The sequence below is a fragment of the Micromonospora sp. URMC 105 genome (genome assembly GCF_051386295.1).
Taxonomy (GTDB): domain Bacteria; phylum Actinomycetota; class Actinomycetes; order Mycobacteriales; family Micromonosporaceae; genus Micromonospora.
Genome location: NZ_JBPQTL010000084.1, coordinates 1 through 24920, shown reverse-complemented (window position 1 = coordinate 24920; position 24920 = coordinate 1). Strand labels below are relative to the sequence as shown.

Here is a 24920-nt window from a genome sequence, read left to right as displayed (position 1 = left end):
CCCCCGTTTGCGGCTTGTCGGGGTGTCCGGTCGCCGGGAAGGCCCGACACGCCGCAAAGCGGGCGCGGGGAGCGAGGCGGCGGGTGGGGAAAGGTCAGTGGATGAGGTGGCCGCGGAGGATGGTGCGGGTGGGGGTGCGGACCACGCGCAGGTCCCGGCGGGGGTCCTCGGGGTAGACGGTGAGGTCCGCCAGGCCGCCCTCGACCAGGCCGGGGAAGCCGAGCCAGGCGCGGGCGCCCCAGGAGGCGGCGGCGAGGATGTCCACGGCGGACATTCCGGCCTGCTCGTGCAGGAGCAGCATCTCCTCGGCGGCCAGCCCGTGGTCGATGCCGCCGCCCGCGTCGGTGCCGACGTAGATCGGCACCCCGGCCTCGTACGCGGCCCGGACCACCTCGGGGAAGCGGTCGCGCAGGGCGAGCATGTGGTCGGCGTACCCGGGGAACTTGGCCCTCGCCTGGTCGGCGATGCCGCCGAAGGTACGGATATTGATCATGGTGGGGATCAGCGCGGTGCCCTGCCGGGCCATCAGGTCGATCAGGTCGAGGCTCAGGCCGGTGCCGTGCTCCACCGAGTCCACGCCGGCCCGCACCATGATCTCCACGGCCGACTCGGAGAAGGTGTGCACGGCGGCCCGGGCCCCGGCGGCGTGCGCGGCCGCGACGGCCGCCGTCATCGTGTCGGCGTCCCAGGACGGCGCCAGGTCACCGACGCCCCGGTCGATCCAGTCGCCGACCAGCTTGACCCAGCCGTTGCCGGCGGCGGCCTGCGCCGCCACGGTCGCGGCCACCTCGGCCGCGCCGACCTCCACGCCGATGTCGCGCAGGTAGCGCTTCGGCGGGGCGACGTGCCGCCCGGCGCGGGCCAGTCGCGGCAGGTCCGGCTCGTCGTCGAGCTCCGGGTACGGGAACGGCGAGCCGGCGTCCCGGATGGCGAGCACCCCGGCGTCCCGGTCGGTACGGGCCAACCGGCGGGCCTCGTCGAGCGAGGTGATCGGCGCACCGCCCCGGGCGATGCCGATGTGGCAGTGCGCGTCGACCAGGCCGGGCAGCACGAACCCGCCGTCCACCACGGTCTCGGCGCCGGGCACCGGTTCGAAGGTGACCCGGTCGCCGACCAGCCACAGGTCCCGGACCTCGTCGTCGGGCAGGAGCACACCGCGCACATGCAGAGCCATGTGCACAGTCCTACCGGATCTCCCCCCGCCGCGTGCGGCCGGGCCGAAGCCGCCCCCGCGTGGTCGTCCGCCCGGCACGCTCACCCGGACCGGGTGGGGCGGCCTCACCCGGTGCCGGTGGAGGGTGACAGGACCCCGAGAGGTCAGGGAGGAACGATGCGGACGAAGGTACGTCCCTCGCCCACCGGCGAGATCCCCATCCACCCCGCGTTCGGCTACCTCATGCGCCGGCAGCGGCACCCGATCGGCGTCCGGGGCGGACCGCGGCGTGCCCCGCGCGGGTACCAGCTCAGCGACAGCGACCAGCAGCACGTCCGGGGCGCGTACGAGCTGCGCCAGCGGCAGCTGACCCGCGCGGTGGTGACGGCGGGCCAGCAACCGGGTGACGCGGCGCAGAACCTGGTCGGGCAGTTGGAACAGCGGCTGGACGCGCTGGTGCACCGGGCCGGCTTCGCGCGCTCGGTCGACGAGGCCCGCGACCTCGTCTCCCACAACGCCTTCACCGTCGACGGCGGCAAGGTCAACCGGCCCTCGTACCTGGTCCAGCCGGGGCAGACCATCGAGGTACGCCCGGACCGGCAGTGCCGGACGCCGGTCGCCGTCGCCGTGGCCGGGTACGCCGAGGGCGACGCGCCGCCGTACCTGGAGGTCGCACCGGAGCGGTTCGCCGCGACCCTGACCCGGGAGCCGCAACGGCAGGAGGTGCCTGCATTGCGGGACCTCCCCCTCACCATCCATTCCGACGAGGAGGCCGCCCGATGAGCATGCCCATCCCGAACGACCGACGGGTGCCCAACTACCTGCGGCAGAGTGGCCGGCCGCAGCTGACACCGCGGCAGCGCCGCCGCGCCGAGCAGAAGGAGGCGCGGCGGGCGAGCCTCACGGGTCAGCGCCCACCGAAGCGGTCGCCGGACCGCTGACGTGCGGCCGGGTGGCGGCACGGGACACCGGCCGCCCCGCCCGGCCGACCCGGGCGGTCCGCCACGGCGGCGAGCCCGGTGCCGTCGGCGAGGCCGCCGGCAGCGCGTGCCGGCCCCGGGCGGTCCGACCGGCCCGGGGCCCGGCGGCCGGTGCCGCCCGTGCGGGGTCAGCGCTTGCCGTCGCCCTTGCCGAGCTTGTTGAAGTCGATCTTCGGGAGCTTGAAGCCCGGCGGCAGGCCCTGACCGCCGGCCAGGTCGCCCGGGTCCAGCCCCGGCGGGAGCTGCGGCATGCCGCCCGGGAAGCCGCCCGGCAGCCCGGCGCCCGCCCCGGTACGCGGCCGGCCGCCGCCCTTGGTGCCCTTGCGCTTGTTCTTCGGCGACTTGGTCGCCTTGCGCCGGCCCGCACCGGGCAGGCCCATCATGCCGCCCATCTGCTTCATCATCTTCTGCGCGTCGGCGAAGCGGTTGAGCAGCTGGTTGACGTCCATCACGGTGACGCCCGAGCCGGTGGCGATGCGGGCCCGGCGGGAGCCGTTGATGATCTTCGGGTTGGTGCGCTCGGCCGGGGTCATCGAGCGGATGATCGCGGTGACCCGGTCGAAGTGCTTGTCGTCCAGCTCGGCGAGCTGGTCCTTCATCTGCCCCATGCCTGGCATCATGGCCAGCACGTTGGCGATCGGGCCCATCCGGCGGACCGCGATGAGCTGGTCGAGGAAGTCCTCCAGGGTGAACTGCTCGCCGCCCATCAGCTTGGCGGTCATCTTCTCCTTCTGATCGGAGTCGAAGGCCTGCTCGGCCTGCTCGATCAGAGTGAGGACGTCGCCCATGCCGAGGATCCGGCTGGCCATCCGGTCGGGGTGGAAGACGTCGAAGTCCTCCAGCTTCTCGCCGGTGGAGGCGAAGAGGATCGGCTGCCCGGTGACCTCCCGGACCGACAGCGCGGCGCCACCGCGGGCGTCGCCGTCGAGCTTCGACAGCACGACGCCGGTGATCCCGACGCCGTCGCGGAACGCCTCGGCGGTGCGGACCGCGTCCTGACCGACCATCGCGTCGATGACGAAGATGACCTCGTCCGGGTCGACGGCGTCGCGGATGTCGGCGGCCTGCTGCATCATCTCGGCGTCGATGCCGAGGCGACCGGCGGTGTCGACGATGACGATGTCGCGGGCGGCCCGGCGGGCGTGCTCGATCGAGGCGCGCGCGACCTGCACCGGGTCGCCGGTGCCGTTGCCGGGCTCGGGGGCGTACACCTCGACGCCGGCGCGGCCACCGAGCACCTGGAGCTGCCCGACGGCGTTGGGGCGCTGGAGGTCGGCGGCGACCAGCAGCGGCTGGTGACCCTGGGCCTTGAGCCAGCGGGCCAGCTTGCCGGCGAGCGTGGTCTTACCGGAACCCTGCAGACCGGCCAGCATGATCACGGTCGGCGCCTGCTTGGCGAACTGGAGCCGCCGCCCCTCGCCGCCGAGCACGTTGATCAGCTCTTCGTTGACGATCTTGATGATTTGCTGCGCCGGGTTGAGCGCCTCGGAGACCTCCGCGCCGCGGGCCCGCTCCTTGAGGTTGGCGATGAAGCCCTTGACCACGGGCAGCGCGACGTCCGCCTCCAGCAACGCCATGCGGATCTCGCGCGCGGTGGCGTCGATGTCGGCGTCGGTGAGCCGACCCTTGCCGCGGAGCTTGGTGAAGATCCCGGACAGGCGGTCACTCAAGGTGTCAAACACGCGAACATCCCGTTTGTCGGTGTTACGGCGGGCACTACCCGGCCGACGTACAGCGGCCGGCCACCGCTAGGGTAGCCCGCCGCCCGCACCCGCGTACCAGCCCGGCCCAGCCCCCGGGCCCGCCCGGCTCCGGCCGCCAGGACCGGCCCGAGCGGGCGTCAGTCGCGCAGGCCCAGCCGGATGCAGATGTCCGCGGCCACCTCCGCCGGAGACCGGCCGTGGTTGTCGACCACGAACGTGTCGGGCTCCCGCCCCGCGAGGTCGTCCAGCTCGACCAGCGCACGGTCGACGTGCCGGTGCCGCCAGCCCTGGGCGCCCGCCTCGATCTGGTCGGCGTCGATCCGGGCACGCAGCACGTCCGCCGGCACCCGCAGCACCACGTGCCGGACCGGTACGCGCCGACCCCGCAGCCCGTCGAGGATCTCCGCCCGGTAGTCGGGCCGGAGCAGGGTCATCGGTACGACCACCGGCTGGCCGCCGCGGGCCGCGAGCCCACCGACCCGGACCGTCCAGCGCCGCCAGGCGGCCAGATCCTGGTAGTCGCCGGTGGGTACCGGACGGATCCGCCGCAGCAGACCGCCGATCCACTCCGGGTCGAACCGCCGCGCGCCCGGCAGCCGCCGGCACAGCTCGGCCGCCACCGTGGTCTTCCCCGCCCCGAACGCCCCGTTCAGCCAGACGATCACGAGCCGACCAGCTTCCCCGCTACCGGCCGCCGCCGACCAGGACCTCGCGGATCGTCCGCAGCAGGATCTTGAAGTCCAGCCACAGCGACCAGTTCTCGATGTAGTAGTTGTCGAAGCGCGCCCGATCGGAGATCGGGGTGTCGCCGCGCAGACCGCTGACCTGGGCCAGCCCGGTGAGGCCGGCGGGGACGCGGTGACGCCACGAGTAGTGGCTGTGGGTGGCGGAGAACACTTCCACGAAATGCGGCCGCTCCGGGCGCGGGCCGACCAACGTCATGTCGCCCCGCAGGATGTTCCACAGCTGGGGCAGCTCGTCGAGCGACGTCCGCCGCAGGAACCGTCCCACCGGCCCTACCCGGCTGTCGTTCGCCACGGACCAGGTCGTCTGCGACTCGAGCTCGTTGGCGGGACGCATGGAACGGAACTTCAGGACCTCGAAGAGCTTGCCGTGCCGGCCGACCCGCTGCTGACGGAAGAGGACCCCGGGCCCGCCTTCGATCCGCACCGCCACCGCACAGAGGGCAAGGACCGGAGCGAGTGCCAGCAGCGCCAGAACACTGAAGACGACGTCCACCGATCGCTTGAGGGCCCACCGCCAGCCGCTCAACCGAGGGGGGCGGATACGCATCACCGGGATCGCCCCGATGTGGTCCGGCCTCTCGGTCTGGGTCTGGAACTGGTGCATCCGCGGCACGACGAGGATGTCGTACGTGGTGGCCATCGCCTGGCGGAGGAGCCCCGCGAACCGGCTGTCGGTAATGTTCGGGTCCGCGATGAGCAGCACGTCGGCCTTGGCCCGCGCCATCGCCGCGGTCAGGTCGTCCAGGTCACCGAGGTGCTTGAGGTCGCCCACCGCCTGATCGGCGCGGTGCGGGTTGTCGACGAAACCGACGACCCGCAGCCCGTACTGGGGGTAGCGGGCCAGCACCTCGGCCAGGTCCGCCGCGACGGGGCCGCTGCCGACGAGGATGGTCGCGTGACCGACTATCCGTCGCCGGCGCCCCATCATGATCGTCCACATGGAGAGGCCCCGGCCGACGAGCAGCAGCACGACCATGACCGCGGCCGCGCGGAGCAGACCCCCGAAGTTGGCGAAGCTCTCGTGCCGGAGGGCCGCGATGAAGGCGACCAGCGACGCGGCCACGAGGAAGCGGCTGAGGATCACCGGCGCCTCGTCGAGGATCGACAGGTGCAGGCGGGACCGGTAGAGGCCGCCGGAGGCCAGCAGGGCGATGGTCAGGAGACCCATGACCGTCAACCCACGCCAGTGATCGGCGTTGAAGGGCACCGGTGCCAACATGACGGCGAGGTCCACCGGGAGCACGAGCATCCACGCCCGGAGATAGCCGATCGTCGCCCGCTCAGGAGCCGTGGGCGGTGGCGACTGGGTGCTGATTTCCCGTAGCCCGCCGGGTGGTAACCGTAGGTCGAGAGTTTCCGCGTCGACCCCGCCCCGGCCCATCTGCATAGGCGGCATGAACACAGTCGTCGACAAATTATTCTGTCCAGCACTCACCCTGCGCGTCTCCCCCGCGAATGGCACGTCAATCCGCGGGCTTCAGCCACGCGTCATTGTGACGAGCGCCGCCGGGGACGTGCACGTTACTCCAAATGCGAATCTCCCCGCATGCAGCGCTCGTGATCTTAACCTGGGCGGAAGCCGCTGCCAGCAGCGAAAAGGCGGACCCAATGGGCTGTTCGGTGGACCGGTTATCCGCCCCGCAGGCGGATCTGAATCGAGCGTTCGACGCTGCAGCGACGCCCATTACGGACAGTGCTCTCGCAACCACTCTTAGCGATAGATGCACGTGCCCGGCTTCACACCCCGGATGCTGCGACCCGCACGGTAGGTATCCTTCTCCCTGCTGGCCGTGGCGATGGGGGAAGGTCTGCGATGGGGGGCATCATTCACGTGTGCACTGGGAATCAGGCCCGGTCACCCATTGCCCTACGGCTGATGGAGGCAGGCCTCCGGGACCGGTACGGCCGGGCAGCCGACTCGATCTTCGTGACGAGCGGCGGCACCCAGGGGCCGCCCGGCCGGCCGATGCAGCCGTTCGCCGTTGCCGAGCTGGAACGCCGCGGTGCGTCCGCGGACCATTTCGTCTCCCAGATGCTCGACCTGGACGCCGTGGCACGGGCACACCTCGTCCTCACCGCCACTCGCCAGCATCGTGACGAGGTCGTCGCCCAGGTACCCACGGCCCTCCCCTACACGTTCACCTGGCGAGAACTGGCGTGGCTGGTACGCGGGCTCAAACCCGACGAGGTGCCCGGGAACTACGCGGTCGAACGGGCGGCCAACCTCGCCCGGGTGGCCAAGGACCGGCGCGGTTACCTGCAGCCACCGCCGCCCGAGAGCTTCGACATCGCCGACCCGATGGGTGGGACGAGACAGGACTACCGCGTCGCGGCGGACCAGATCGAAGAGGCGATCGAGACGATCCTCGGCGTGGTGTAACCCCTTACCCCGGCCATACCGCGCACGCCCCTATGGAAGGGCCGAGGCTGCTCTCCTTCAGCATCGCCACGGCCCTTCTCTCGCCCGAGCCCCTCCCGCGGACCGATGGCTATCTTCTCGGGCGGGTCCGGCGCTGCGGCGACAAATCGTAGTACGTGGATTCTCGCGTTCCCTTCACGCGGTTCGCGACAAGGCCGAGCACGGTTGCGCCGACCGTTCGCAGAGATTCGACGGCCTCAGCCAGCTGCTCTGTTCGAGTACGTCCAACCCGGGTGACGACCAAAGCTCCGCCGGTAACCCCTGCGATAACCGCCGCATCTGTAACTGGGAGCAGTGGCGGCGAGTCGAAGATCACCGTCATCCCAGATGCCTCCAGAGAACCGATCATTGTCCGGAGCCGAGCCGAGCCGAGCAGTTCGCTCGGGTTCGGCGGCTTCGGACCCGCAGCCAAGATGTAGAGCGGGAGGTCCCCCCGCCACTGCTGAAGGGCATGGTTGACCTGCACGTCGCCTAGCAGCACATTAGTCAGGCCGACGCCGTTCGACAGCGCAAAGAGGTCTGCGATGCTGGGCCGACGCAGATCAGCGTCGACCAAAACGACGCTTTGGCCGGCCTGAGCCAAGGCGATCGCGAAGTTTGCCGCAGTGGTCGTCTTCCCCTCGTCCGGCAGCGAACCTGTGACCACGAAGCTGCTGACTCGCCGGTCCACCGACAGGAAACGCATGTTCGTCCGAAGTTGTCGAAACGCTTCGGCACGTGGCGTCGCCTGGTCATCCACGATCAACAGGCCGCCCTTGGCCTTCGGCTCATCCGGAACCGAGCCGAGAACGGAGACCCCGGTGGCTTTCATGGCGTCATTCTTGGTCCGGATGGTTCGGTCGAGAGATTTCCGCAGGATTGCAAGCCCAACTCCGATGGAGGCACCACCGATCAGCCCCAAGGCCAGGTTCACAGTCGTCTTCGGCGAGATCGGCTCGGAGGGGAGAACAGCTTCCCTTGTCACGGACACTTTCACGGGAGAACTTTGCTTGCCGGGGGGCGTTTCAACTTCGTCGATGAATCGAGTAAATTCGACGCCAACGGCATTTGCAACGTCCCGCGCGCGCTCCGGCGATGTGTCTGTCACGGTGATGTCGAGCAAGACGGTATCAAGCGGAGATTCCGCCTTGATATTCGCGGCGAGCTCCTCCGGCGTGTACGGCAAGTTGAGAGAGCTCACCACTGCTTTGGTAACGGCGGGACTGGCAACGATGTCGGCGTAAGATTTAACCCGCTGCTGACTGAAAATTCCGCCCTGATTCAACTGGCTTGCGTCACCGTCGCTGCCGGTTGCCGACACGAACAACTGGACGTTCGCGCTGTACAGCGGCGACTGGGACCAGGAGTAGCCGCCAGCCACGATAACGCCCATGACCGCCAGAGCTACGATCATCATCCAGCCTGCGCGGGCGGCGCTGGCTACCTGAGCGAGAGTCATTAGTCTCCTGAGTGTTCTGCCAATAGCCTCGGAAGACTCGGACACTGTTGCCCGAGCCACTTCGAGGGCCTCATTAACAAGCGGCGGTTCCGACAGGTCGGTCATCGCCCGTTTTCATGAGCCGAGCTTGGTCCGTCAAGTCCTTCCCCGAAGGACGCCTGCCGCCAAACAAGTCGCTCTCCCGGGTGACAGGCGCGCCATCCCACACGGAAGGCAGACGACGGACGCCGCCAAGAAGTAGCGAGAAGAGACCGACAAGCAGGGATAACTGCAATCCCTTGCCAACCACCTCCGCTATCCCCAACAGGCCGCGTTCCTGGATCGTTGGAAGAAATATCAGGGTGCACGCAATCGAGAATGCGAAAGTTCGGCCCATCGCAAGGGCCCGAGCACCGAATACGGTTATTGCAGCCAGCAAAAAACACTCAGCTGCGACGCCAGGTAGACCCGCGATCGCATTGCCCTCTGCCACAGGTCCTTCCGCCAGCGAAACCCCGCCACGCGAAGGCTTCGACAGCTTTCGCACCTCCACAGCCCAGCGTTCGCCGGCCGAAAGCGTCTTACCCTGGTTGAGCGGCCTCGGGACGAACGACGACGCCGCTTGGCCCACAGCCTCGCCGGAGGACATCCACCTACCCTCCACGTACATTGAGTCCGTCACAGCAGCAAATAGATCGAACCGCCTGACAATCGACATTGCCGGTTGCACATATGGAGGATACCGAGCGTCCACAGCTTGAAGATCCGACCGCACGTCAACGCTCTGCTTGACTGACTGGAGCGCCGAAAACCCTAGCACAAACACCGGAATAGCCACTGCTGCAGCCACGAGGTGCTTAGGCTTTGGACGCCAACTGCGGGACGCCGCTAAGACCAGAAGGCATATAAGGAGGGACAGAATAGGGGTCTTAGACGCAAATAGCACAGACCAAGCGCCTTCGGTCAGCAATAGCAGCCCGACCAAAAGAACGAGTCGCCGTCGTGGATGTGTCGGCACCAAGGCCATCCCGATGGCGATCGGCGCAAGCCCCAACAGGGTGTCAACCACTGAGGAGCGAACCCCAGCAAGCCACCCGAGTCGCGCGCCCAGCAGCAACATGAAGACCACTAGTACGAGTGCCGGCGAGACCTCGGCCTTCTGAAATTGTGACCGGAACCTGCGGCCAAGCGTGAGGGCAGCGGCTAAGAAGACTACTTGGCCCAGCAGAATGGGTATCAGCACTTGATGGAGGTTGGTTTCATAACCCCCGTAGGCAAGTCGATGATCTGCCACAGAGTCGTTCTGTACGGGCACCGGCGACGCGATCACCAAGACCATTGGCCGAAAGACGTACCCGAGAAACCAATAGACCGCTTGGATGCGCAGGACAGTCGTCAGCGGTTCCGGCATGGCCGCCGCGAATACGAACTGTGCACACAGGACAACCGCTACGAGCACGATCAACAGGTACGTCATATCACCGAGACCAACGGCCTGATTGGGCGGGCTCGTCGTCTACGACCCGCGCCGACGGCGCGTCACTCCCGTGCTCCCCCACCGCGGCAATTCCGACCGAAGAAGTGATTCTGGCCCACGAAAGCGCCAAGACGACCACCTCCGCCAACACCGAGCCGGCAGCCAAGACATGCAGGCTCTGCGTGAACTGGGCGCAGATCAGAGACAGCAGCGTCACGATCAGGCCGAAGACTGTGGTTATGAGTGTTGCTTTCGTGTCACCGACAATGTTGAAGAAGTTGGTTGCCAGCATCGCGTTCGCAACGGCAAACGGCAGCAGCAGCGCCTGTATGCGCATAATGTCGATGGCGTCGGAGTACGAAGGCCCGTAAAGCAAGTTACAGACAAGCGGTGCCAACAGAATCAGCAGCCCTGATCCGACCATTGCAAGCGTAGAGGCCAGCATGGCATAGCGCCTCGCCTTTGACGCCAGCAAGGCAACATTCCGTTGCTCCGTCGAAAGCCGAGGGAACAATGCCACCGTCATGGGATAAGACAATGCTTGCGCCGCTCGGACTACCCTATCGCTGGCAGAGAAGATTCCCACAGACGCAGCGTTCAGGGCAACAGCATAGAATAGCGGGGCACCCTGGCTATAGGCAGTGGAGAGAATCCGGCCGGTTAGCGCTGGGGCGCCAAGGGCTACCATCTCTCTAACAGTCAAGCTCGGTGCATCCGTATCCTGTCGCTTGCAGCCCCAGTAGACCAATCCACGAGAAACAGCAGCATTCGTCAGAGACCCCAGTAGCAAGGACGCCGGGACCCAGGTTGGGGACGGGTGTCCGCTAATGCCGACTACTAGAAGGCCGACGTACGCCAGCCGCCCTGACCACTCGGATAGGGCGAAGCGCCAGAACTGGCCGCGCGCCATGAGGATCCACGTGTCCGGTAAAGACGAGGCGCCACCGGCGCACAGTCCCAGCACCGCCATGCGAAGGCCGAACGACGTCGTGAGCAGGTGCGTGGCGACCGCCAGTACGACGATTCCTGCAAAGATTGTGACCCGCAGCCGTGAATACCGACGCCGCAGCACAGATCCCCGATCGCCTCGCGCTACTAGCTGTGCAGCGAGCGGGAAGGAGAGCCCAAAGTCCACGAGGACTGAGCCGATGAAATATGCCGAGGTCGCGACCGCCGCATAGCCCAGACCCGACGTGCCGAGCGCACGCGCCATGAATGGCACGGACAGGAGCGTTACCAAGAACTGACCGTACTGGGTGACCGCCAGAATGGAGGCATCGCGGACCGACCGGCCAATTTTCGATCGCCGCCCCGGTACCCCACGCTCTGACAGGGCCAGCAACTTCTTCCTCACCTAGCCAGCCTCTACCTCTGGATGCCTTCGCATGACGACAAGGTCATCGCTATCGAAGGCAAGCCGATCAGGGACGGCGCCAGCGGATTGGAAGACCTGGCCCGGCCCGCAGGGGTGACCACTCACGACGCTGCTCTTCATTCCAGGTCGAGTCTCTGCATGATCTGACGCGCCCGGTCAGCGTAGGTGTGACCGGATGTCGTCACACGACGATGACCCGCCGCCGCTATTTGCTGAGCTGTCTCCGGGAAGCGACGTATCCGATGGAGAATCTCGATCAGGTCCTGCTCTGAGGAGAAGAGGAAGCACTCCTTCTCGTCGGTCAGGAGCTCCTCGTGCTCATGCGTCTTCTCGCCGACGAAGAGGCCTCCCGCTGCGGGCACTTCGAAACTGCGGCAAGTGTGCGTATCGCGGTTGTCCGAGTTCAGCAGGACCAGATTGGCCACAATCTCTGATACGGTGGTGGAGAAATCCTCAGCGTAGCGAGCGCCAGACAGGTGGACGCCCGGGATTCCTCGAGGTAGTTGACGCCGCCAGTAGGGCCCATAAATGGCGCACTGGTCAGGAAACTCAGATCCCAAGGTCCGGAAAATCTCGACTCGGTCCGGCCGGTAATTGCCAACAAAGCCGATGGACCATTTGCGGGGCGAGCGCCGATAGCTGATGTGATGCCAGGCGGGATCATATGCGCTGAACACGAACTCAACGTTACTGACGCCTCTGGCCAGGAGTTCAGGGACGTTGTGGCGTTTGGTGGTCACGACCAGGTCCCAGCCCGACTCAGCGGCCAGGTAGGCCGGCGTCGTATTTGTCGGATTAGAGACGTCGTCCGGACTATAGTGAACTGTTAATGGCCGCCCAGGGAGCCCTAGGAGAAGACCTTGGTCTAGGTGTATCGACTTGAAGCAGACGATGACCTGTGGCTTGAAGGCTTCGGCAAGGGCCCGGATCTGGCTGTGCACCCGCTCGAGCAACCAGGGCGCCCTCCGGCCCTTTACACGCTTGTAGAACCACTCCGCCGAGCCGAGCGAAGGTGATCCCACGCCGGTCGTGTCAACACAGACGACCTCCGCACCACACGCTGCAAACCCGTCTGCAAGGGACTTCGCGTTACTGCCCTTCCACAGGTCTCCGACAAACAAGACTCGTGTACCGGTCATTCACAGCCACCCGTCATCGATTCTCGCACTCGTTGTTCAGTCCCCGACCGTGGCAAACCACGCCTCCATCTCCAAGGCGCATTGTCGCCACGAGCGGGACTCGGCGTATCGGCGAAGCACCGCACCGGAGGGCGGCTGCTCCTGAACCCGACCGATCAATTCAGACAAGCGAGCGATGTCACCGACGGGGAAGACCCATTCATTCGCCAAGGCCCCAAGGGCCTCTGGCAAGCCGCCCACATCAGACGCAATAACGGGGGTTCCGCAACTTAGCGCTTCGAGCGCAACAAGCCCAAAGCCTTCGAGGGCCCGAGAGGGGATGATGCTGCAGTCTAGTGCACTGTAGAAGTGGGGCAGCATATCCTGGTCAAGCCGACCCAGGAGACGCACCCTGTGCGACATCCCAAGCTCGCGTGCCAGGTCGCTGAGTCGGCTACGCTCCGGCCCATCACCCGCAATCGCCACAAATACGTTCGGGTGATCAGCTGCTGCCCTCAGCAGAACGTCCAGACCCATCCGCGGCACCAGCCTCCGAAGGGATCCTACGATGAAAGCGTCGGCAGGCAGATCGAGCGCTTCTCGCGCAACGGCTCGGTTCTGGGGCGTGAAGAAGGTCGTGTCGACGCCTGGGTAGATGAGGGCGACCTTCTCCTCTGGGATCCGAAATTTGGTAAGCAGCACCTGCCGAAACGCCTCGGAATGCACGGTGAATGCGGCGAATCGGCGATACGCGCGCCACTCGACGACAAGTTTCGCCATCACCCGGGCTAGCGACTGGCCCTGCACCCGACTCTCACTGAACCAAGGACCATGAAAGTGAAATACGGAGCGGTGATCGGAGACGCCTCTTGCAGGTAGCATGATGGCGGCCGTCTGCGCAAAGTGATACTCATGCAGGGGCGGTCCGTCTGCTAACCCCTGTTCGGGCCGAGAGAGATCTTGTCCACTGACTGCCGGCGAGACCCTTAGCGTCTGGTATTTTTCGGCACTTGATATGTCGTGGATAACGGAGACCTTTAAGCCAAGTGACGCTTGCGCTGCGGAGAGGCCCCTAATTACGCCATGCAGGCCGCCGGGGGAATGAATATCCGCCTTCGTCCCGATATGGATTCTCTGAATGTCTGGCTCGCCGACCATCAACGCACTGACCCCCGTATCACCGTGTTGCAGCACCTCTTGTAGATTCCGTTTCCACTTCTGACCGACGGCAGGTCTGCGACGTCGAAGGGTTTCATCGGGGGGTTCATTGCTCCGATGCAATTCGCTTCGAGGAGAAGTAGACGACTTCCAGATTGTTGCTGTGGAAACTCACGAGGCACCCACGGGGCTTCCTGAGTTCGACAGAACCTGGCGGAAAAACTCCTTGTGGGCCTCCGCGCACTCCGCGTCGGTCATCAGCCGGGTCTCGGCGGCGCCATGGGAGACGCGTCGCCGCAGGTCCTGGGATCCAACCAGCGCCACTAGCGCATCAGCGAGGGCCATCGGATCGTTCGGTTTGACGAGCAGCCCGTTGACACCCGTGATCAACCACTCGCTCGGGCCGCCCCCCTCGGTGGCGATCAGAGGCTTGGCCTTGGCGAGCGCCTGCAGCACCGTCTGTCCCATGGGTTCAGGGCGTATCGAGGCGTGCACCAAGACGTCCAGGGAGTCGAGGAGGGCGTTCACGTCCTCGACGTGACCGAGGAAGTCCACCTTCTCCTCGATGCCAAGGCGTGCCGCCAGTCGCTGCAACGCCTCGGCGTACTCGGTTTCGCCGAAGAGCGGGGCACCGGCGATCACAGCGCGCATCGGAGCGTCACCGCACGCCAAGGCGAACGCTTCGAGGAAGACGTGCTGTCCCTTCCAGTGCTGAAGGCGGCCCACCATGCCGATGGTGCGCACCTCGGGTACCGGGGTCGGGATGCTTTTGCTGTTGATTCCCACCGGACTTTGCAGTACGGCCCTTGGCAGAGCGTCCGGGACGAACGGGAGGGCGGACGACAGAGTGGCCTGCGAGTTGGCGATCAGGCCACTCGCCTTCGGCAGTGCGAGCTTCGTGAACGCCTCGAAGCCCGCGCGACCGAGGGCCGACGGCGAAACCATGTCGCGGATGTGCACGACCATCGGGATCCTGTGCTTTGCCGCCGCCGGGGCAGCGATGATCGCCGCGGCAGCGGTGTTGGCGTGGATGAGGTCAGCATCGCGGAAGTGCTTGTTGTTTGAGAGGGCACGGGCGTGCCTGCCCAGCGCGAGCATGTACGCGAAGTGTCGGGCCACGCTGCGGGTCCGAGTCCCGCCGGTTGGCAACGGCGGTTGTGGTGATGCCACGGGTACTTCCCTCGCCGCCAACCTCGCGAAAATGCCTGGAGACGCGGGGGACATCAGCGACGGAGTCCAGGGACAATCCTGGTCAACGAGCCGCAGCAGCGCGAGTTCAGCGCCACCTGGCTGCGAGGTGTGATCGATGTGGAACACCTTCACCGCGTACCCGCACCATTCATCAGACCGAACCTCCCCGTTACTGGCATTCCGAGAGCCAGTCGCTGATATTGGCCTGGAACGCCGCGGTCGAGAACCGGTCCGCGTTCGCCCGGATATCTCCCACATCCAGTTGGCCGACGTGCTCGACCGCGGCGGCCAGGCGCCGAGCGTCGAGCGAGTCAATCAGGAAACCGGTGCTGCCGTCGACCACGGTATCCAGCAGGCCGCCCCGAGCCAGCCCGACCACCGGGGTACCGCACACCTGCGCCTCGACCGGCACAATGCCGAAGTCCTCATGGGTCGGGTAGAGCAGGGCGACGGCCCCCCAGTACAGCTCGCGTAGGCGATCGTTGCTGGGCCGCACCTCGAAGGTGACGGATGCCGGGCTCTTCTCCGCCAAGCGGCGGAGATTCTGCTCCTCAGGGCCCGATCCGGCGATGATCAGCGGCAGGTTCGCCTCGGCGGCCACCTCGATCATCAGGTCGAATCTCTTGTAGGTGATCCACCGGCCCACGCCCAGCAGGTAGCGCCGCTCCTGGCTGCGCACCTCCGCCGGCGCCGCCGCGTAGAACCCCACCTCGACCGGAGGGTGAATGATGCGCGAGTCCCGCCCCCAGAACCGGTGGATCCTGTCGCGGACCTCGCGGGAGTTCGCGGCGTAGCTGTCGACGTGCCGGCTGAGCCGGGTGTCGCCAGCTTGCAGCGCTTTGCGGGCGAAGGCCAGCGCGGTGGAGGATCCGCGTCCGTCCAGATCGGGGCTCCAGACGTAGCGCGCCGGCGAATGGACGTAGGCGAAGTGCTTCGTCTCAGCCGAGCCGAGCTTGACGGTGTGGGCGAAGGCGTGGCTCGACGACACCACGACCTCGAAATTCTCGCGGGTCAGCGTCCGCCAGGCGAGCGGCATGAACGGCAGCGCGAGGGCCTTGCTCCGCCGCAGCGGGGTGCGGGACATCCAAGACTCCTGCATGCCCTCGCCATCCTCGACCACGTCGTGCTCCTTCCAGAGCACGAACCGCCGGGCATGCGGTACGACCTCGGCCATGCGGAGGTAGACCTGCTCCGAGCCGCCCGTCGCACTGAACCACTCGTGGACGAGGGCGACGGACTTGCCGGCCAGCGCCGTGGGGGTCGGAAGCCCGTGATGCGGCAGGGCGTTCGTCGTCATGATCGCTTACCGGTTCTCGCTCGTGTGCCGGCCCGGCCGGGCGGTGTGGACGTCATCCCGCCACAGGGGGCGGAAGGGCTGGGAGTCCCTTCGTGTGGCGTGGCGGTATCCACCCGGCACCTCCGGTTTCGGTGGTCTGGAAGCACGCCTCGAGCCGCAGAGTCACTGACCGGGGCGTGCGGCAGTGATCATCACGGCCTGAGAACGCGGGCCAGAACACCGCATCGCGATACGCCTGTCAACCGCCGCAAAACGTTACATCGGGAGCTCATAAGGCACGAATGCCCATATTAATGGACATCGGTTGCCCGTTTTGGCGGCCTTTGCATGCTTTAAAAATTTGCTTCAGCAAGCACCACACCCATGGTCCGATCGGCTGATTAAGAAAGGCGTTCGGCCCTTCCTGCGCCGCCCCATCAGTCGGCCATGCCCGGTGTGCTGGTCAGCACTGGGCTCCGAGCTTGAGAACACCGGTAATTGCCGGTTGGATCAGAAGCCGCTTACCAGCAGAAACCCAAAATTGAGGATCAGATGTACGACGCGTCGACCGCAGCCATGTCGCCCGAGCCTCCGCGGGCGAAGGGATACCGCGCGTTGAAGCGCTGGCAGAAGAGCCTGATCGTCCTGCTCGCCGTGGTGCTCGTGGCCGCGGCGTGCGGCGGCGTCGGAGCGTTCACCCTGGTCAACCGCTACGAGGGCAAGGCCAAGCACGAGGACCTCCTCGGCGGGGCGGCCGAGCCCAAGGACGAGCAGCGCTGGAAGAGCGGCCCGCTCAACCTGCTGCTCCTCGGCACCGACTCGCGCGAGGGCGAGGCCGACGAGGGGCGCTATGCGGGGCAGCGGTCGGACACCATCATGCTGGTGCACCTCAGCAAGAACCTGGACCGGGCCACCATCGTCTCGATCCCCCGCGACAGCTACGTCAACGTGCCGCCGGCGGAGGGCTGGAACGGCGGCATGAACAAGCTCAACGCCGCGTTCGCCTTCGGCGGCGCGCCGCACGCGGCGAAGACCATCACCAAGCTGACCGGCGTGCGGCTCGACGGTGCGCTGATCGCCAACTTCGCCAGCATCAACAAGATGGTCGACGCGGTCGACGGCGTCCAGGTCTGCATCCCGTACACGGTGCGGTCGACCTTCTCCGAGAAGGTCTGGGAGAAGGGTTGCCACCAGCTCGACGGGACGGAGGCGGAGGAGTTCATGCGCCAGCGTAAGAACGTGCCCGGCGGCGACTTCGGACGCATCCACGACCAGCAGCTGGTCGTCAAGGCCATCGCGGAGAAGGCCTCTGCCGAGGGCATGCTGACCAACCCGTTGAAGCTGGACGAACTGCTGCTGACCGCCGCCGAGTCGCTGACCATCGACAAAAACCTCGACCTGAAGGAACTGGCGCTGACCGCCAAGGGCATCAAGCCCGCGAACATCAAGTTCGCCACGGTCCCGTACACCAGCGCCAACCTGAGGACGCACGCCGGATCGGCCGTCAAGCTCGACGACGCCAAGGCGAAGGAGATGTTCGCCGCGGTGCGGGACGACACCATCCAGGAGTGGCTCGCCGCCCACCCGCAGAAGGCGCCCAGGCGCTGACCCTCGCCGCATGAAGAGAGGCGCCTAGCCGTCCGCGGCACCCACGGTGACTGACAGCCCGAAGGCGAGCAGTGCCACGGCGAGGGAGGCGCCGGCGACGTCCACCCGTCAGCCGGGCCGGTCCCGCTCCACGCCGCCCTTCCGTTCCCGCAGGCCGACGCCCTTACCGATGTCACGCCGGTGCTCCCGGACCACGCCCCGGGCCCACGTCAGCATGTCGCACCCGTCGCCCCGGCACTGCCCGCAGCGCCCCGTGGCCCGGTGCTTGCTCGACTGCTCCCGGTGCGCCGTGATCACCCGCTTGGCCGTCCAGAGCACCAGGGCAGGCGTGATAGGTCCGTCATCCATCGGCACGGCTCCACCTCCAGAGAGGAGCAGGTCCGGGCACCGATCCCCGATCAGGTGCCCGGACCGCTATCCGAGGTCCCGTTGGTTGCCGACCGGAGGGACCCGTCATGAAACCTGCCATGGCTATCCATTGCTAGTCAAGCTCTCGCCATGGGTGATTGAGTAGGAGATGCCGACCGGAGGGAACCACCAGTGCCACCGCAGTACGCCTACCAACGCGTAGCCGAGGACATGACGAACCGGATCAAGTCCGGGGAGTTTCCGCCCGGCTCACGCCTGCCCAGCCGGGCCGAGCTGTGCGAGCACTACAAGGTGTCCAGTTTCGTTGCCGACCGAGTGTTTCTGATCTTGAAGATGCAGGGACTCACGGACTCGCTGCCCGGTGCCGGGGTGTACGTCAAAGAGAACGGCTAGCGGGGACAGGGAACGGCCCAGACCTCCAGGTCCGGTCGTTCGTCCGTGCCGGGTCAGGCTGCCGCAGACGCCTTGCTCTTGTCTACGTAGGCACGTGTGTCGCCCAGCCCGGCCAGGGCCGCAGCGGCGCGCTCGCGGCTCCGCCTGGCCGCCTCTTCGACGAGCAGACGAGTTGTTGGTGACGGCCGCCGAGGCGTTGACCATCGACACCCTCGACCTGCAGGAGTCGGCGATCACCCGTCGTCGCGCCGAACGGCCTGGCGGGCAGTACACCTAGCCCGAGACCAACCCCGACTGGTACGCGAAGACCACCAGTTGGGCCCGGTCCCGGGCGGCCAGCTTGACCATGGCCCGGCTGACGTGGGTACGCGCGGTCGCCGGGCTGACCACCAGCCGGTCGGCGATTTCGGCGTTGCTCAGCCCCTCGCCGACCAGCCCCACCACCTCGCGCTCCCGCTCGGTGAGGGTGTCCAGCCGGGGGTGCGGGCGGGGCACCCGGGCCGGCCGGGTGGCGAACTCCCGCACCACCCGCCTTGTCACCGACGGCGAGAGCAGCGCCTCGCCCTCGGCGACGAGGCGGACCGCCCGCAGCAGCTCGGCGGGCGGGGTGTCCTTGGTGAGGAAGCCGCTCGCCCCGTGCCGCAGCGCGTCGAAGACGTACTCGTCCAGCTCGAAGGTGGTCAGCACGATCACCCGGGTACCGGCCAGCTCCGGGTCGGCGACGATCCGGCGGGTGGCCTCGATGCCGTCCACCCCGGGCATCCGGACGTCCATCAGCGCCACGTCGGGGCGTACCTCCCGGGCCAGCGCCACCGCGCGCAGCCCGTCGGCGGCCTCGCCGGCCAGGGTGAGGTCGTCCTCGCTCTCGATCAGGGCGCGCAGCCCGATCCGGACCAGGTCCTGGTCGTCGGCGACCACCACCCGGATCATGCTCGCGCCGCCACCGGCAGGCGGGCGCAGACCCGGAAGCCGCCGTCGGGGCCGGGGCCGGCGGTCAGCGCGCCGCCCAGCGCGGTGACCCGCTCCCGCATCCCGGCCAGCCCGTGCCCCGCCCCGCCGGCCCCGCCCACGCCCCGGTCGGTCACCTCCACGACCAGCTCCTCCCCGCCGTAGTCGACGGTCACCCGCGCGGCGGTCACCCGGGCGTGCCGCAGCACGTTGGTCAGCGCCTCCTGCACCACCCGGTACGCGGCCAGGTCCACGGCGGCGGGCAGTGGCCGGGGCTCGCCGGTCACCCGCAGGTCGACGGCGAGGCCCGCCCCGGCCAGCCGGTCCCGCAGGGCGTCGAGCCGGGCCAGCCCGGGCACCGGCCCGCGCTCGGTGCCCCGCCGGACCGCCCCGAGGGTGACCCGCAGTTCGTCGAGCGCCTCCCGGCTGGTCCGGCTGATCGCGGTCAGCGCCACCTCGGCCTGCTCGGGGCGCTTCGGCATCAGGTGCAGCGCGATGTCGGCCTGCATGCTGATCGCCGCGAGCCCGTGTCCGACCACGTCGTGCACCTCCTGGGCGATGCGCAGCCGCTCCTCGTCGGCCTGCCGGCGGGCCTGCTCGGCGCGGGCCCGGGTGACGGCCTCCCGGTTGGTCCGCACCGCCACCCCCAGCGCGAACGGTACGACCACCCAGGCCGAGCCGGGCAGCACCCCGGACAGCCCGGGCGCGGCGCCCCGGGACCAGAAGACGTGCACCAGGATCACCACGAGCGCCGCCGCCCCCGCGACGGCGGCCGGCCGGATCGGCAGCCGGACCGCCACCGTGTAGACGGCGACCAGGAAGGTCAGCAGCACCGGCCCGTACGGGTAGCCGAGCACCAGGTAGGTGGAGACGGCGGCGGCGACCACGGCGAGGGTGGCGCGGGGGGCGAGGCGGCGCCCGGCCAGCGCGAGGGCGGCGACCGCGACCAGGGCCAGGCAGCCGGCGTCGACCGGCATGGCGCCGGGCTGGTTGCGACCGGCCGGGCCGGTGGCGAGCAGCCCGAGCAGCAGCAGGAGCACGGCCAGCGCCAGGTCGGCCGCCGCCTCCCGGCGTCGGCCGCCGGGCTGGTCCCGCAGGCGCATGCCGGTCATTCTGCCCCGGCGGAACGGCTCGGTCGTCCGTCCGGGCGCGGCGTCGCGCCTACGCTGCGGGACGTACCCGGCGGCCGGCGGGCCGGGTCAGACGGCGGCCAGCACGGCGGCTTCGAGCCGGGCCCGCTCGGCGTCGTCGGGCCAGCCGCCGACCAGGTAGAACGCGTCCACCACGTCACCGCCGAGGGTGGAGATCCGGGCCGCGCGGACCTGGGCGCCGGCCTCGTCGAGGGCGCAGGTGACCCGGTAGAGCAGGCCGGCGGCGTCGGCGGCGCGCAGCTCCAGCAGCACCGCGTCGGTGGCCGCCTCCCGGTGCCAGACCACCCGCGGCGCGGCCCCCTCACCCCGCCCCGCGAGGGCCCGGCCGCGCAGCCGCTGGGTGACCGAAACGTCCCCGTCGACCGCGCGACGCAGGTCGGTGCGGAGCGCGATCGGGTCGGGCGCGAGCCCGTAGCGCGGCTGCACCCGGCACTCGACCAGGGCCCGGCCGTCGACCGTGGAGGCGTCCGCGGAGATCACCTCCAGCCGGTGCAGGGCCAGGCACCCGGCCACCGTCGCGAGCAGGCCACGCCGGTCCGCCGCGGCCACCGACACCCGGTCCTCCGCCAGGTGTACGACCGGCAGCGGCCCCGCCACCAGCGCCGGGTCCGGGGCCGGGGGCGCGGGCAGGGCGCCGGTGTCCAGCGCGGTCCGCACCCGGGCGACCAGTTCGGCGACCAGCCGTCCCTTCCAGTCCGACCAGGCGGCCGGCCCGGTGGCCGCCGCGTCGGCGCGGACCAGGGCGTGCAGCAGCTCCAGCGTGGTGGTGTCGCCGACCCGCTCGGCGACGCGGGCGATGGTCACCGGGTCGTCGAGGTCGCGGCGGGTGGCCACGTCGGGCAGGAGCAGGTGCAGCCGGACCAGCGTGCCGATCAGCGCTACCTCGGACGCGGGCAGGCCGATCCGGGCGGCCACCGCCTCGGCCAGCGGCGCGCCGACGGTGCTGTGGTCGCCGGGGAGTCCCTTGCCGATGTCGTGCAGGAAGGCGCCGAGCAGCAGCAGGTCGGGGCGCTCCACGTCGCGGGTGTGCCGGCTCGCCTCGTACGCGGTCTGCACCAGGTGCCGGTCGAGGGTGAACCGGTGCACCGGGTTGTGCTGGGGCAGGCTGCGCAGCCGGGTCCACTCCGGCAGCCAGCCGTCGATCAGGCCGTACCGGTCGCAGGTCTCCCAGGCGGGCACCAGGCCGGGACCGGCGCCGAGCAGGGTGATCAGCGCGGCGCGGGCGGCCGGCGGCCAGGGCGCGGGCAGCGGCGGGCAGTACGCGGCGAGCCACTCGCAGGTGGCCCGGGCGATCGGCAGCCGGGTGGTGGCCGCGGCGGCGGCGATGCGCAGCGACAGGCTCGGGTCGGGGCGGGCGCCGATGGCGGTGCGGGCGAGCACCAGCTCCCCGTCGTGTTCGACGACGTCCCGGGCGACGGGCCGGCGGACGGGGCGCCCGTCGCCGCCCCGGCGGCGGCCGGAGCGCAGCCGGTCGGCGGCGCGCCAGGCGTCGTCCAGGGCGTGGCTGATGGTGCGGGCGTCGCCCGCGACCCGGCGCAGCAGGACGTCCCCGTCGCTGACGCCGCCAGGCCGCTGCGCGTCGTCGGACCCGCCGGGCGGGGTCTGGCGCAGGCCGAGCAGCCCGGCCACGCCGTCGCGTTCCTGGGCGAGCAGCCGGTCGGCCCGGCGGCCGACCTGCTGGTGCAGGGCGTCGCGGGTGTCCAGCAGGCGCAGGTGCGCGGCACGGACGGCGGGGCGCAGCGCGTCGGTGATGCCGGCGGTGGCGATGGCCCGCAGCAGGCCCACGTCGCGCAGGCCGCCGGCGGCCTCCTTGAGGTCACCTTCGAGCAGGAAGGCCAGTTCACCGTGGGTACGCCAGCGACTCTCGGTGATCTCCCGCAGGGCGGGGAGCCGGCGGACGGCGGTGCGCCGCCAGTGGTCGGCGGCGGTGCGGGCGAGGGTGTCGGCCAGCGCCCGGTCACCGGCGACGAAACGTGCGTCGAGCAGCGCGAGAGCGACCTTGACGTCGTCCTGGGCCACCGACAGCGCCTCGGCGAGGGTACGTACGGAGTGGTCCAGCCGGACCCCGGCGTCCCAGACGGGGTACCACAGCGACGCGGCGAGCTCGTCGATGCCGGGAACCCCGGCGTGCAGCAGCACCAGGTCGAGGTCGCCGTGCGGCGCGCACTGTCGCCGCCCCAGCCCGCCGACCGCGACCAGCGCGATCCCGTCCCGCCCCGGCAGCAGCGACCCGAGCCAGGCGTCGAACCCCGCCGCCCGCTCCCGCCGCGCCGCCTCCCCGATGCCACCGACCTCGTTGATCAAGAGGTTTGCGTCACCGTTGTCGGCGTTTCCCGACGCATTCCTCTTGATCAACGAGGTCATGGTGGCTCCTAGAGGGCGTCGAGGCCGCGCTCGCCGGTGCGGACGCGGACGACCTCCTCGACCCCGGTGACCCAGACCTTGCCGTCGCCGATCTTGCCGGTCCGGGCGGCGGCGACGATCGCGTCCACGATCTTGTCGACGTCCATCTCGTCGGTGAGCACCTCGACCCGGATCTTGGGCAGGAACTCGACCGTGTACTCGGCACCCCGGTAGACCTCGGTGTGCCCCTTCTGCCGTCCGTACCCCTGGACCTCGCTGACGGTCAGGCCGGCCACGCCGAGGGCGTGCAGGGCCTCCTTCACCGCGTCCAGCTGGTACGGCTTGATGACCGCGGTCACCAGCTTCATGTCCAACCCCTCCATCCCTGGAACGTTAACCGGCGACCTTCTCGCTGACCGGCTCGGTGGCCGGCTCACCGGCGGCGTCCGGGCCCGGCTTCGCGGCGCCCGGGGTTAGCCCGGCCATCGCGAACGCCCCACCGCCGGCGCTGCCGGTGGTCGGCGACAGGTCGTACGCGCTCTCGGCGTGCTCGGCCACGTCGATGCCGGCGACCTCGTCCTCGGCGTCGGAGCGGAGCCCGATCAGCGCCTTGACCGCCAGCGCGAGGACCACGGCCACCGCGAAGGAGTAGACCGAGACGATGCCGCTGGCCAGCGCCTGGCGGCCGAGCTGGGTCAGCCCGCCGCCGTAGAACAGGCCCTCGCTGCCGCCCAGGCCCTCGATGGCCGAGTTGACCTGGAGGGTGGCGAAGAAGCCGATGGAGAGCGAACCGATCCAGCCGGCGACGAAGTGCACGCCGACCACGTCGAGCGAGTCGTCGAAGCCGAGCTTGTACTTCAGGCCGACCGCCACCGCGCAGACCGCGCCGGCCACCAGACCGAGCAGCACCGCCGGTAGCGGGGCGATGAAGCCGCAGGCCGGGGTGATGGCGACCAGGCCGGCGACGGCGCCGGAGGAGGCGCCGACCAGGGTGGGCTTGCCGTTGCGCAGCCACTCGACGATGATCCAGCCGACCAGGCCGGCGGCCGTGGCGACCTGGGTGTTGACGAAGGCGACGGCGGTGGTGCCGTCGACGGTCAGCTCGGAGCCGGCGTTGAAGCCGAACCAGCCGAACCAGAGCAGGCCGGCGCCGAGCGCGACCAGCGGGACGTTGTGCGGCTTGAAGCTCTCCCGGGGCCAGCCGAGCCGCTTGCCGAGCACCAGCACCAGGCCGAGCGCGGCGGCGCCGGCGTTGATGTGGACCGCGGTGCCACCGGCGAAGTCCAGCGCCTTGATCTTGGCGCCGATGAAGCCGCCACCCCAGACCCAGTGCGCGACCGGGACGTAGACCAGGGTGAACCAGGCGAAGGCGAAGAGCAGCCAGCCGGAGAACTTGAGCCGGTCGGAGACCGCGCCGCTGATCAGGGCCACCGTGATGACCGCGAACATCATCTGGAAGACCAGGAAGACGTACGTGGGGATGCCCGTGCCCGCGCCGAGGAAGAGCCACTCCTCGCCGATGAAGTCGGTCTCGGTGCCGAGGTACTGGGTGAAGCTGCCGATCACGTTGTTGACGCCCGCGTTGTCGTTGGTGCCGAACGCGAGGGTGAAGCCGTAGATGACCCAGAGAACGGAGATGAGCCCGATCGCGGAGAAGCTCATCATCATCATGTTGAGTACGCCCTTGGACCGGTTGAGCCCCCCGTAGAACAGGGCCAGCCCCGGCGTCATGAGCAGCACGAGCGCAGACGACAGGAGCAACCAGGCGGTGTTGCCGGTGTTGATCTCCACGCTGCCTCCTCTCGGTGTGGAAGTCCTCCCATCCGACTGGAACCTGGCAGCATCGCCCGTCAGCCGGTTGGCGGGAAGCTTCGCCGCCGCCTGTTTCCTTCACCGACACCGCTCGATTTCCGGCGCGTGACGGGTTGTTTCCGGCGTGTGAAGAACGTCGATCATGCAAGCAGGAGACGCGAAGAGGGGCCGTTCCGGGCGGAACGGCCCCTCCTCGTGGGTCGGCGGCGACGCTCCTATGCCGCGTCAAGTGTTTGGGGTGCGGTTTCCAGGCGTCGGTAGATCTCCCGGGCGACGTAGCGTT

22 protein-coding genes are annotated in these 24920 nt (G+C 68.7%); 5 read left to right on the top strand and 17 right to left on the bottom strand.

The window, feature by feature from the left end; translation table 11 throughout:
• Positions 1–94: 94 nt before the first annotated feature.
• Positions 95–1174 carry an amidohydrolase family protein gene (locus ACSNN7_RS22525; protein WP_436682941.1) on the bottom strand — a complete coding sequence of 360 codons (1080 nt, stop codon included), beginning with the start codon at positions 1172–1174 and terminating at the stop codon, positions 95–97.
• 156 nt (positions 1175–1330) lie between these two features.
• Here ACSNN7_RS22525 and rpsD point away from each other — a divergent pair, with 156 nt between their 5' ends.
• Both rpsD and ACSNN7_RS22515 read left to right on the top strand, forming a co-directional pair.
• Positions 1331–1936 (top strand): 30S ribosomal protein S4, encoded by a 606-nt coding sequence (rpsD, locus tag ACSNN7_RS22520; RefSeq protein ID WP_436682940.1) that lies wholly within the window; start codon positions 1331–1333, stop codon positions 1934–1936.
• A complete protein-coding gene (locus tag ACSNN7_RS22515; protein WP_436682939.1) occupies positions 1933–2094 on the top strand; it encodes a hypothetical protein in 162 nt (53 codons plus the stop codon). Before rpsD ends, ACSNN7_RS22515 begins: the two co-directional genes overlap by 4 nt.
• A 167-nt stretch (positions 2095–2261) precedes the next feature.
• On the opposite strand, the gene ffh is transcribed toward ACSNN7_RS22515, so the two are convergent.
• From ffh to ACSNN7_RS22500, 3 genes are all read right to left on the bottom strand, one after another.
• Positions 2262–3815, bottom strand: a complete 1554-nt coding sequence (ffh, locus tag ACSNN7_RS22510) for a signal recognition particle protein (protein WP_436682938.1) — start codon at positions 3813–3815, stop codon at positions 2262–2264.
• Positions 3816–3973: 158 nt separating this feature from the next.
• A complete protein-coding gene (locus ACSNN7_RS22505) occupies positions 3974–4501 on the bottom strand; it encodes an AAA family ATPase (protein WP_436682937.1) in 528 nt (175 codons plus the stop codon).
• Between the two features lie 19 nt (positions 4502–4520).
• Positions 4521–5801: a sugar transferase gene (locus ACSNN7_RS22500; protein WP_436682943.1), complete on the bottom strand. Its 1281-nt coding sequence runs from the start codon at positions 5799–5801 to the stop codon at positions 4521–4523.
• A 594-nt stretch (positions 5802–6395) separates the two neighbouring features.
• Between ACSNN7_RS22500 and ACSNN7_RS22495 the strand changes: the two genes are divergently transcribed.
• The gene (locus tag ACSNN7_RS22495) at positions 6396–6962 is read left to right on the top strand and encodes a low molecular weight phosphatase family protein (protein WP_436682936.1); all 567 of its coding nucleotides are present in this window, start codon (positions 6396–6398) and stop codon (positions 6960–6962) included.
• A 109-nt stretch (positions 6963–7071) separates the two neighbouring features.
• Here the strand turns inward: ACSNN7_RS22495 and ACSNN7_RS22490 are convergent, their stop codons facing one another.
• The 7 genes from ACSNN7_RS22490 to ACSNN7_RS22460 all read right to left on the bottom strand — a co-directional run bounded on the left by ACSNN7_RS22490 (position 7072) and on the right by ACSNN7_RS22460 (position 16034).
• Positions 7072–8544 (bottom strand): polysaccharide biosynthesis tyrosine autokinase, encoded by a 1473-nt coding sequence (locus ACSNN7_RS22490; protein WP_436682935.1) that lies wholly within the window; start codon positions 8542–8544, stop codon positions 7072–7074.
• Complete coding sequence (locus ACSNN7_RS22485) at positions 8513–9895, bottom strand: hypothetical protein (protein ID WP_436682934.1); 1383 nt, start codon at positions 9893–9895, stop codon at positions 8513–8515. The genes ACSNN7_RS22490 and ACSNN7_RS22485 overlap by 32 nt, the downstream gene beginning before the upstream one ends.
• Position 9896: 1 nt before the next feature.
• Positions 9897–11249, bottom strand: a complete 1353-nt coding sequence (locus ACSNN7_RS22480) for a lipopolysaccharide biosynthesis protein (RefSeq protein WP_436682933.1) — start codon at positions 11247–11249, stop codon at positions 9897–9899.
• A 137-nt stretch (positions 11250–11386) separates the two neighbouring features.
• On the bottom strand, positions 11387–12010 hold the full coding sequence (locus ACSNN7_RS22475) for a CgeB family protein (protein WP_436682932.1): 624 nt from the start codon (positions 12008–12010) through the stop codon (positions 11387–11389).
• 435 nt (positions 12011–12445) lie between these two features.
• On the bottom strand, positions 12446–13582 hold the full coding sequence (locus tag ACSNN7_RS22470) for a glycosyltransferase family 4 protein (RefSeq protein ID WP_436682931.1): 1137 nt from the start codon (positions 13580–13582) through the stop codon (positions 12446–12448).
• 135 nt (positions 13583–13717) lie between these two features.
• Complete coding sequence (locus ACSNN7_RS22465) at positions 13718–14770, bottom strand: glycosyltransferase family 4 protein (RefSeq protein WP_436682942.1); 1053 nt, start codon at positions 14768–14770, stop codon at positions 13718–13720.
• Positions 14771–14906: 136 nt separating this feature from the next.
• Positions 14907–16034 (bottom strand): glycosyltransferase, encoded by a 1128-nt coding sequence (locus ACSNN7_RS22460; RefSeq protein WP_436682930.1) that lies wholly within the window; start codon positions 16032–16034, stop codon positions 14907–14909.
• Positions 16035–16565: 531 nt separating this feature from the next.
• Here ACSNN7_RS22460 and ACSNN7_RS22455 point away from each other — a divergent pair.
• Complete coding sequence (locus tag ACSNN7_RS22455) at positions 16566–17621, top strand: LCP family protein (RefSeq protein ID WP_436682929.1); 1056 nt, start codon at positions 16566–16568, stop codon at positions 17619–17621.
• 108 nt (positions 17622–17729) lie between these two features.
• Here ACSNN7_RS22455 and ACSNN7_RS22450 read toward each other — a convergent pair whose 3' ends face one another.
• A complete protein-coding gene (locus ACSNN7_RS22450; protein ID WP_436682928.1) occupies positions 17730–17969 on the bottom strand; it encodes a hypothetical protein in 240 nt (79 codons plus the stop codon).
• Positions 17970–18161: 192 nt separating this feature from the next.
• Here ACSNN7_RS22450 and ACSNN7_RS22445 point away from each other — a divergent pair, with 192 nt between their 5' ends.
• Positions 18162–18383, top strand: a complete 222-nt coding sequence (locus tag ACSNN7_RS22445) for a winged helix-turn-helix domain-containing protein (protein ID WP_436682927.1) — start codon at positions 18162–18164, stop codon at positions 18381–18383.
• A 273-nt stretch (positions 18384–18656) separates the two neighbouring features.
• On the opposite strand, the gene ACSNN7_RS22440 is transcribed toward ACSNN7_RS22445, so the two are convergent.
• From ACSNN7_RS22440 to ACSNN7_RS22420, 5 genes are all read right to left on the bottom strand, one after another.
• Positions 18657–19313, bottom strand: a complete 657-nt coding sequence (locus ACSNN7_RS22440; RefSeq protein ID WP_436682926.1) for a response regulator transcription factor — start codon at positions 19311–19313, stop codon at positions 18657–18659.
• Entirely contained in the window at positions 19310–20434 is a 1125-nt protein-coding gene (locus tag ACSNN7_RS22435) for a sensor histidine kinase (RefSeq protein ID WP_436682925.1), read from the bottom strand. The genes ACSNN7_RS22440 and ACSNN7_RS22435 overlap by 4 nt, the downstream gene beginning before the upstream one ends.
• Before the next feature lie 96 nt (positions 20435–20530).
• Positions 20531–22846: a [protein-PII] uridylyltransferase gene (locus ACSNN7_RS22430; protein WP_436682924.1), complete on the bottom strand. Its 2316-nt coding sequence runs from the start codon at positions 22844–22846 to the stop codon at positions 20531–20533.
• 8 nt (positions 22847–22854) lie between these two features.
• The gene (locus ACSNN7_RS22425; RefSeq protein ID WP_170285500.1) at positions 22855–23193 is read right to left on the bottom strand and encodes a P-II family nitrogen regulator; all 339 of its coding nucleotides are present in this window, start codon (positions 23191–23193) and stop codon (positions 22855–22857) included.
• A gap of 25 nt (positions 23194–23218) precedes the next feature.
• Entirely contained in the window at positions 23219–24616 is a 1398-nt protein-coding gene (locus tag ACSNN7_RS22420) for an ammonium transporter (RefSeq protein ID WP_436682923.1), read from the bottom strand.
• Positions 24617–24920: the final 304 nt, after the last annotated feature.

Bases quoted from the DNA above. Each gene is read 5' to 3' on its own strand.
- ACSNN7_RS22525 (WP_436682941.1), bottom strand. From the start codon at position 1,174: ATGGCTCTGCATGTGCGCGGTGTGCTCCTGCCCGACGACGAGGTCCGG.
- rpsD (WP_436682940.1), top strand. From the start codon at position 1,331: ATGCGGACGAAGGTACGTCCCTCGCCCACCGGCGAGATCCCCATCCAC.
- ACSNN7_RS22515 (WP_436682939.1), top strand. From the start codon at position 1,933: ATGAGCATGCCCATCCCGAACGACCGACGGGTGCCCAACTACCTGCGG.
- ACSNN7_RS22500 (WP_436682943.1), bottom strand. From the start codon at position 5,801: ATGTTGGCACCGGTGCCCTTCAACGCCGATCACTGGCGTGGGTTGACG.
- ACSNN7_RS22495 (WP_436682936.1), top strand. From the start codon at position 6,396: ATGGGGGGCATCATTCACGTGTGCACTGGGAATCAGGCCCGGTCACCC.
- ACSNN7_RS22490 (WP_436682935.1), bottom strand. From the start codon at position 8,544: ATGACCGACCTGTCGGAACCGCCGCTTGTTAATGAGGCCCTCGAAGTG.
- ACSNN7_RS22485 (WP_436682934.1), bottom strand. From the start codon at position 9,895: ATGACGTACCTGTTGATCGTGCTCGTAGCGGTTGTCCTGTGTGCACAG.
- ACSNN7_RS22465 (WP_436682942.1), bottom strand. From the start codon at position 14,770: ATGTCCCCCGCGTCTCCAGGCATTTTCGCGAGGTTGGCGGCGAGGGAA.
- ACSNN7_RS22460 (WP_436682930.1), bottom strand. From the start codon at position 16,034: ATGACGACGAACGCCCTGCCGCATCACGGGCTTCCGACCCCCACGGCG.
- ACSNN7_RS22455 (WP_436682929.1), top strand. From the start codon at position 16,566: ATGTACGACGCGTCGACCGCAGCCATGTCGCCCGAGCCTCCGCGGGCG.
- ACSNN7_RS22450 (WP_436682928.1), bottom strand. From the start codon at position 17,969: ATGGATGACGGACCTATCACGCCTGCCCTGGTGCTCTGGACGGCCAAG.
- ACSNN7_RS22440 (WP_436682926.1), bottom strand. From the start codon at position 19,313: ATGATCCGGGTGGTGGTCGCCGACGACCAGGACCTGGTCCGGATCGGG.
- ACSNN7_RS22435 (WP_436682925.1), bottom strand. From the start codon at position 20,434: ATGCGCCTGCGGGACCAGCCCGGCGGCCGACGCCGGGAGGCGGCGGCC.
- ACSNN7_RS22430 (WP_436682924.1), bottom strand. From the start codon at position 22,846: ATGACCTCGTTGATCAAGAGGAATGCGTCGGGAAACGCCGACAACGGT.
- ACSNN7_RS22425 (WP_170285500.1), bottom strand. From the start codon at position 23,193: ATGAAGCTGGTGACCGCGGTCATCAAGCCGTACCAGCTGGACGCGGTG.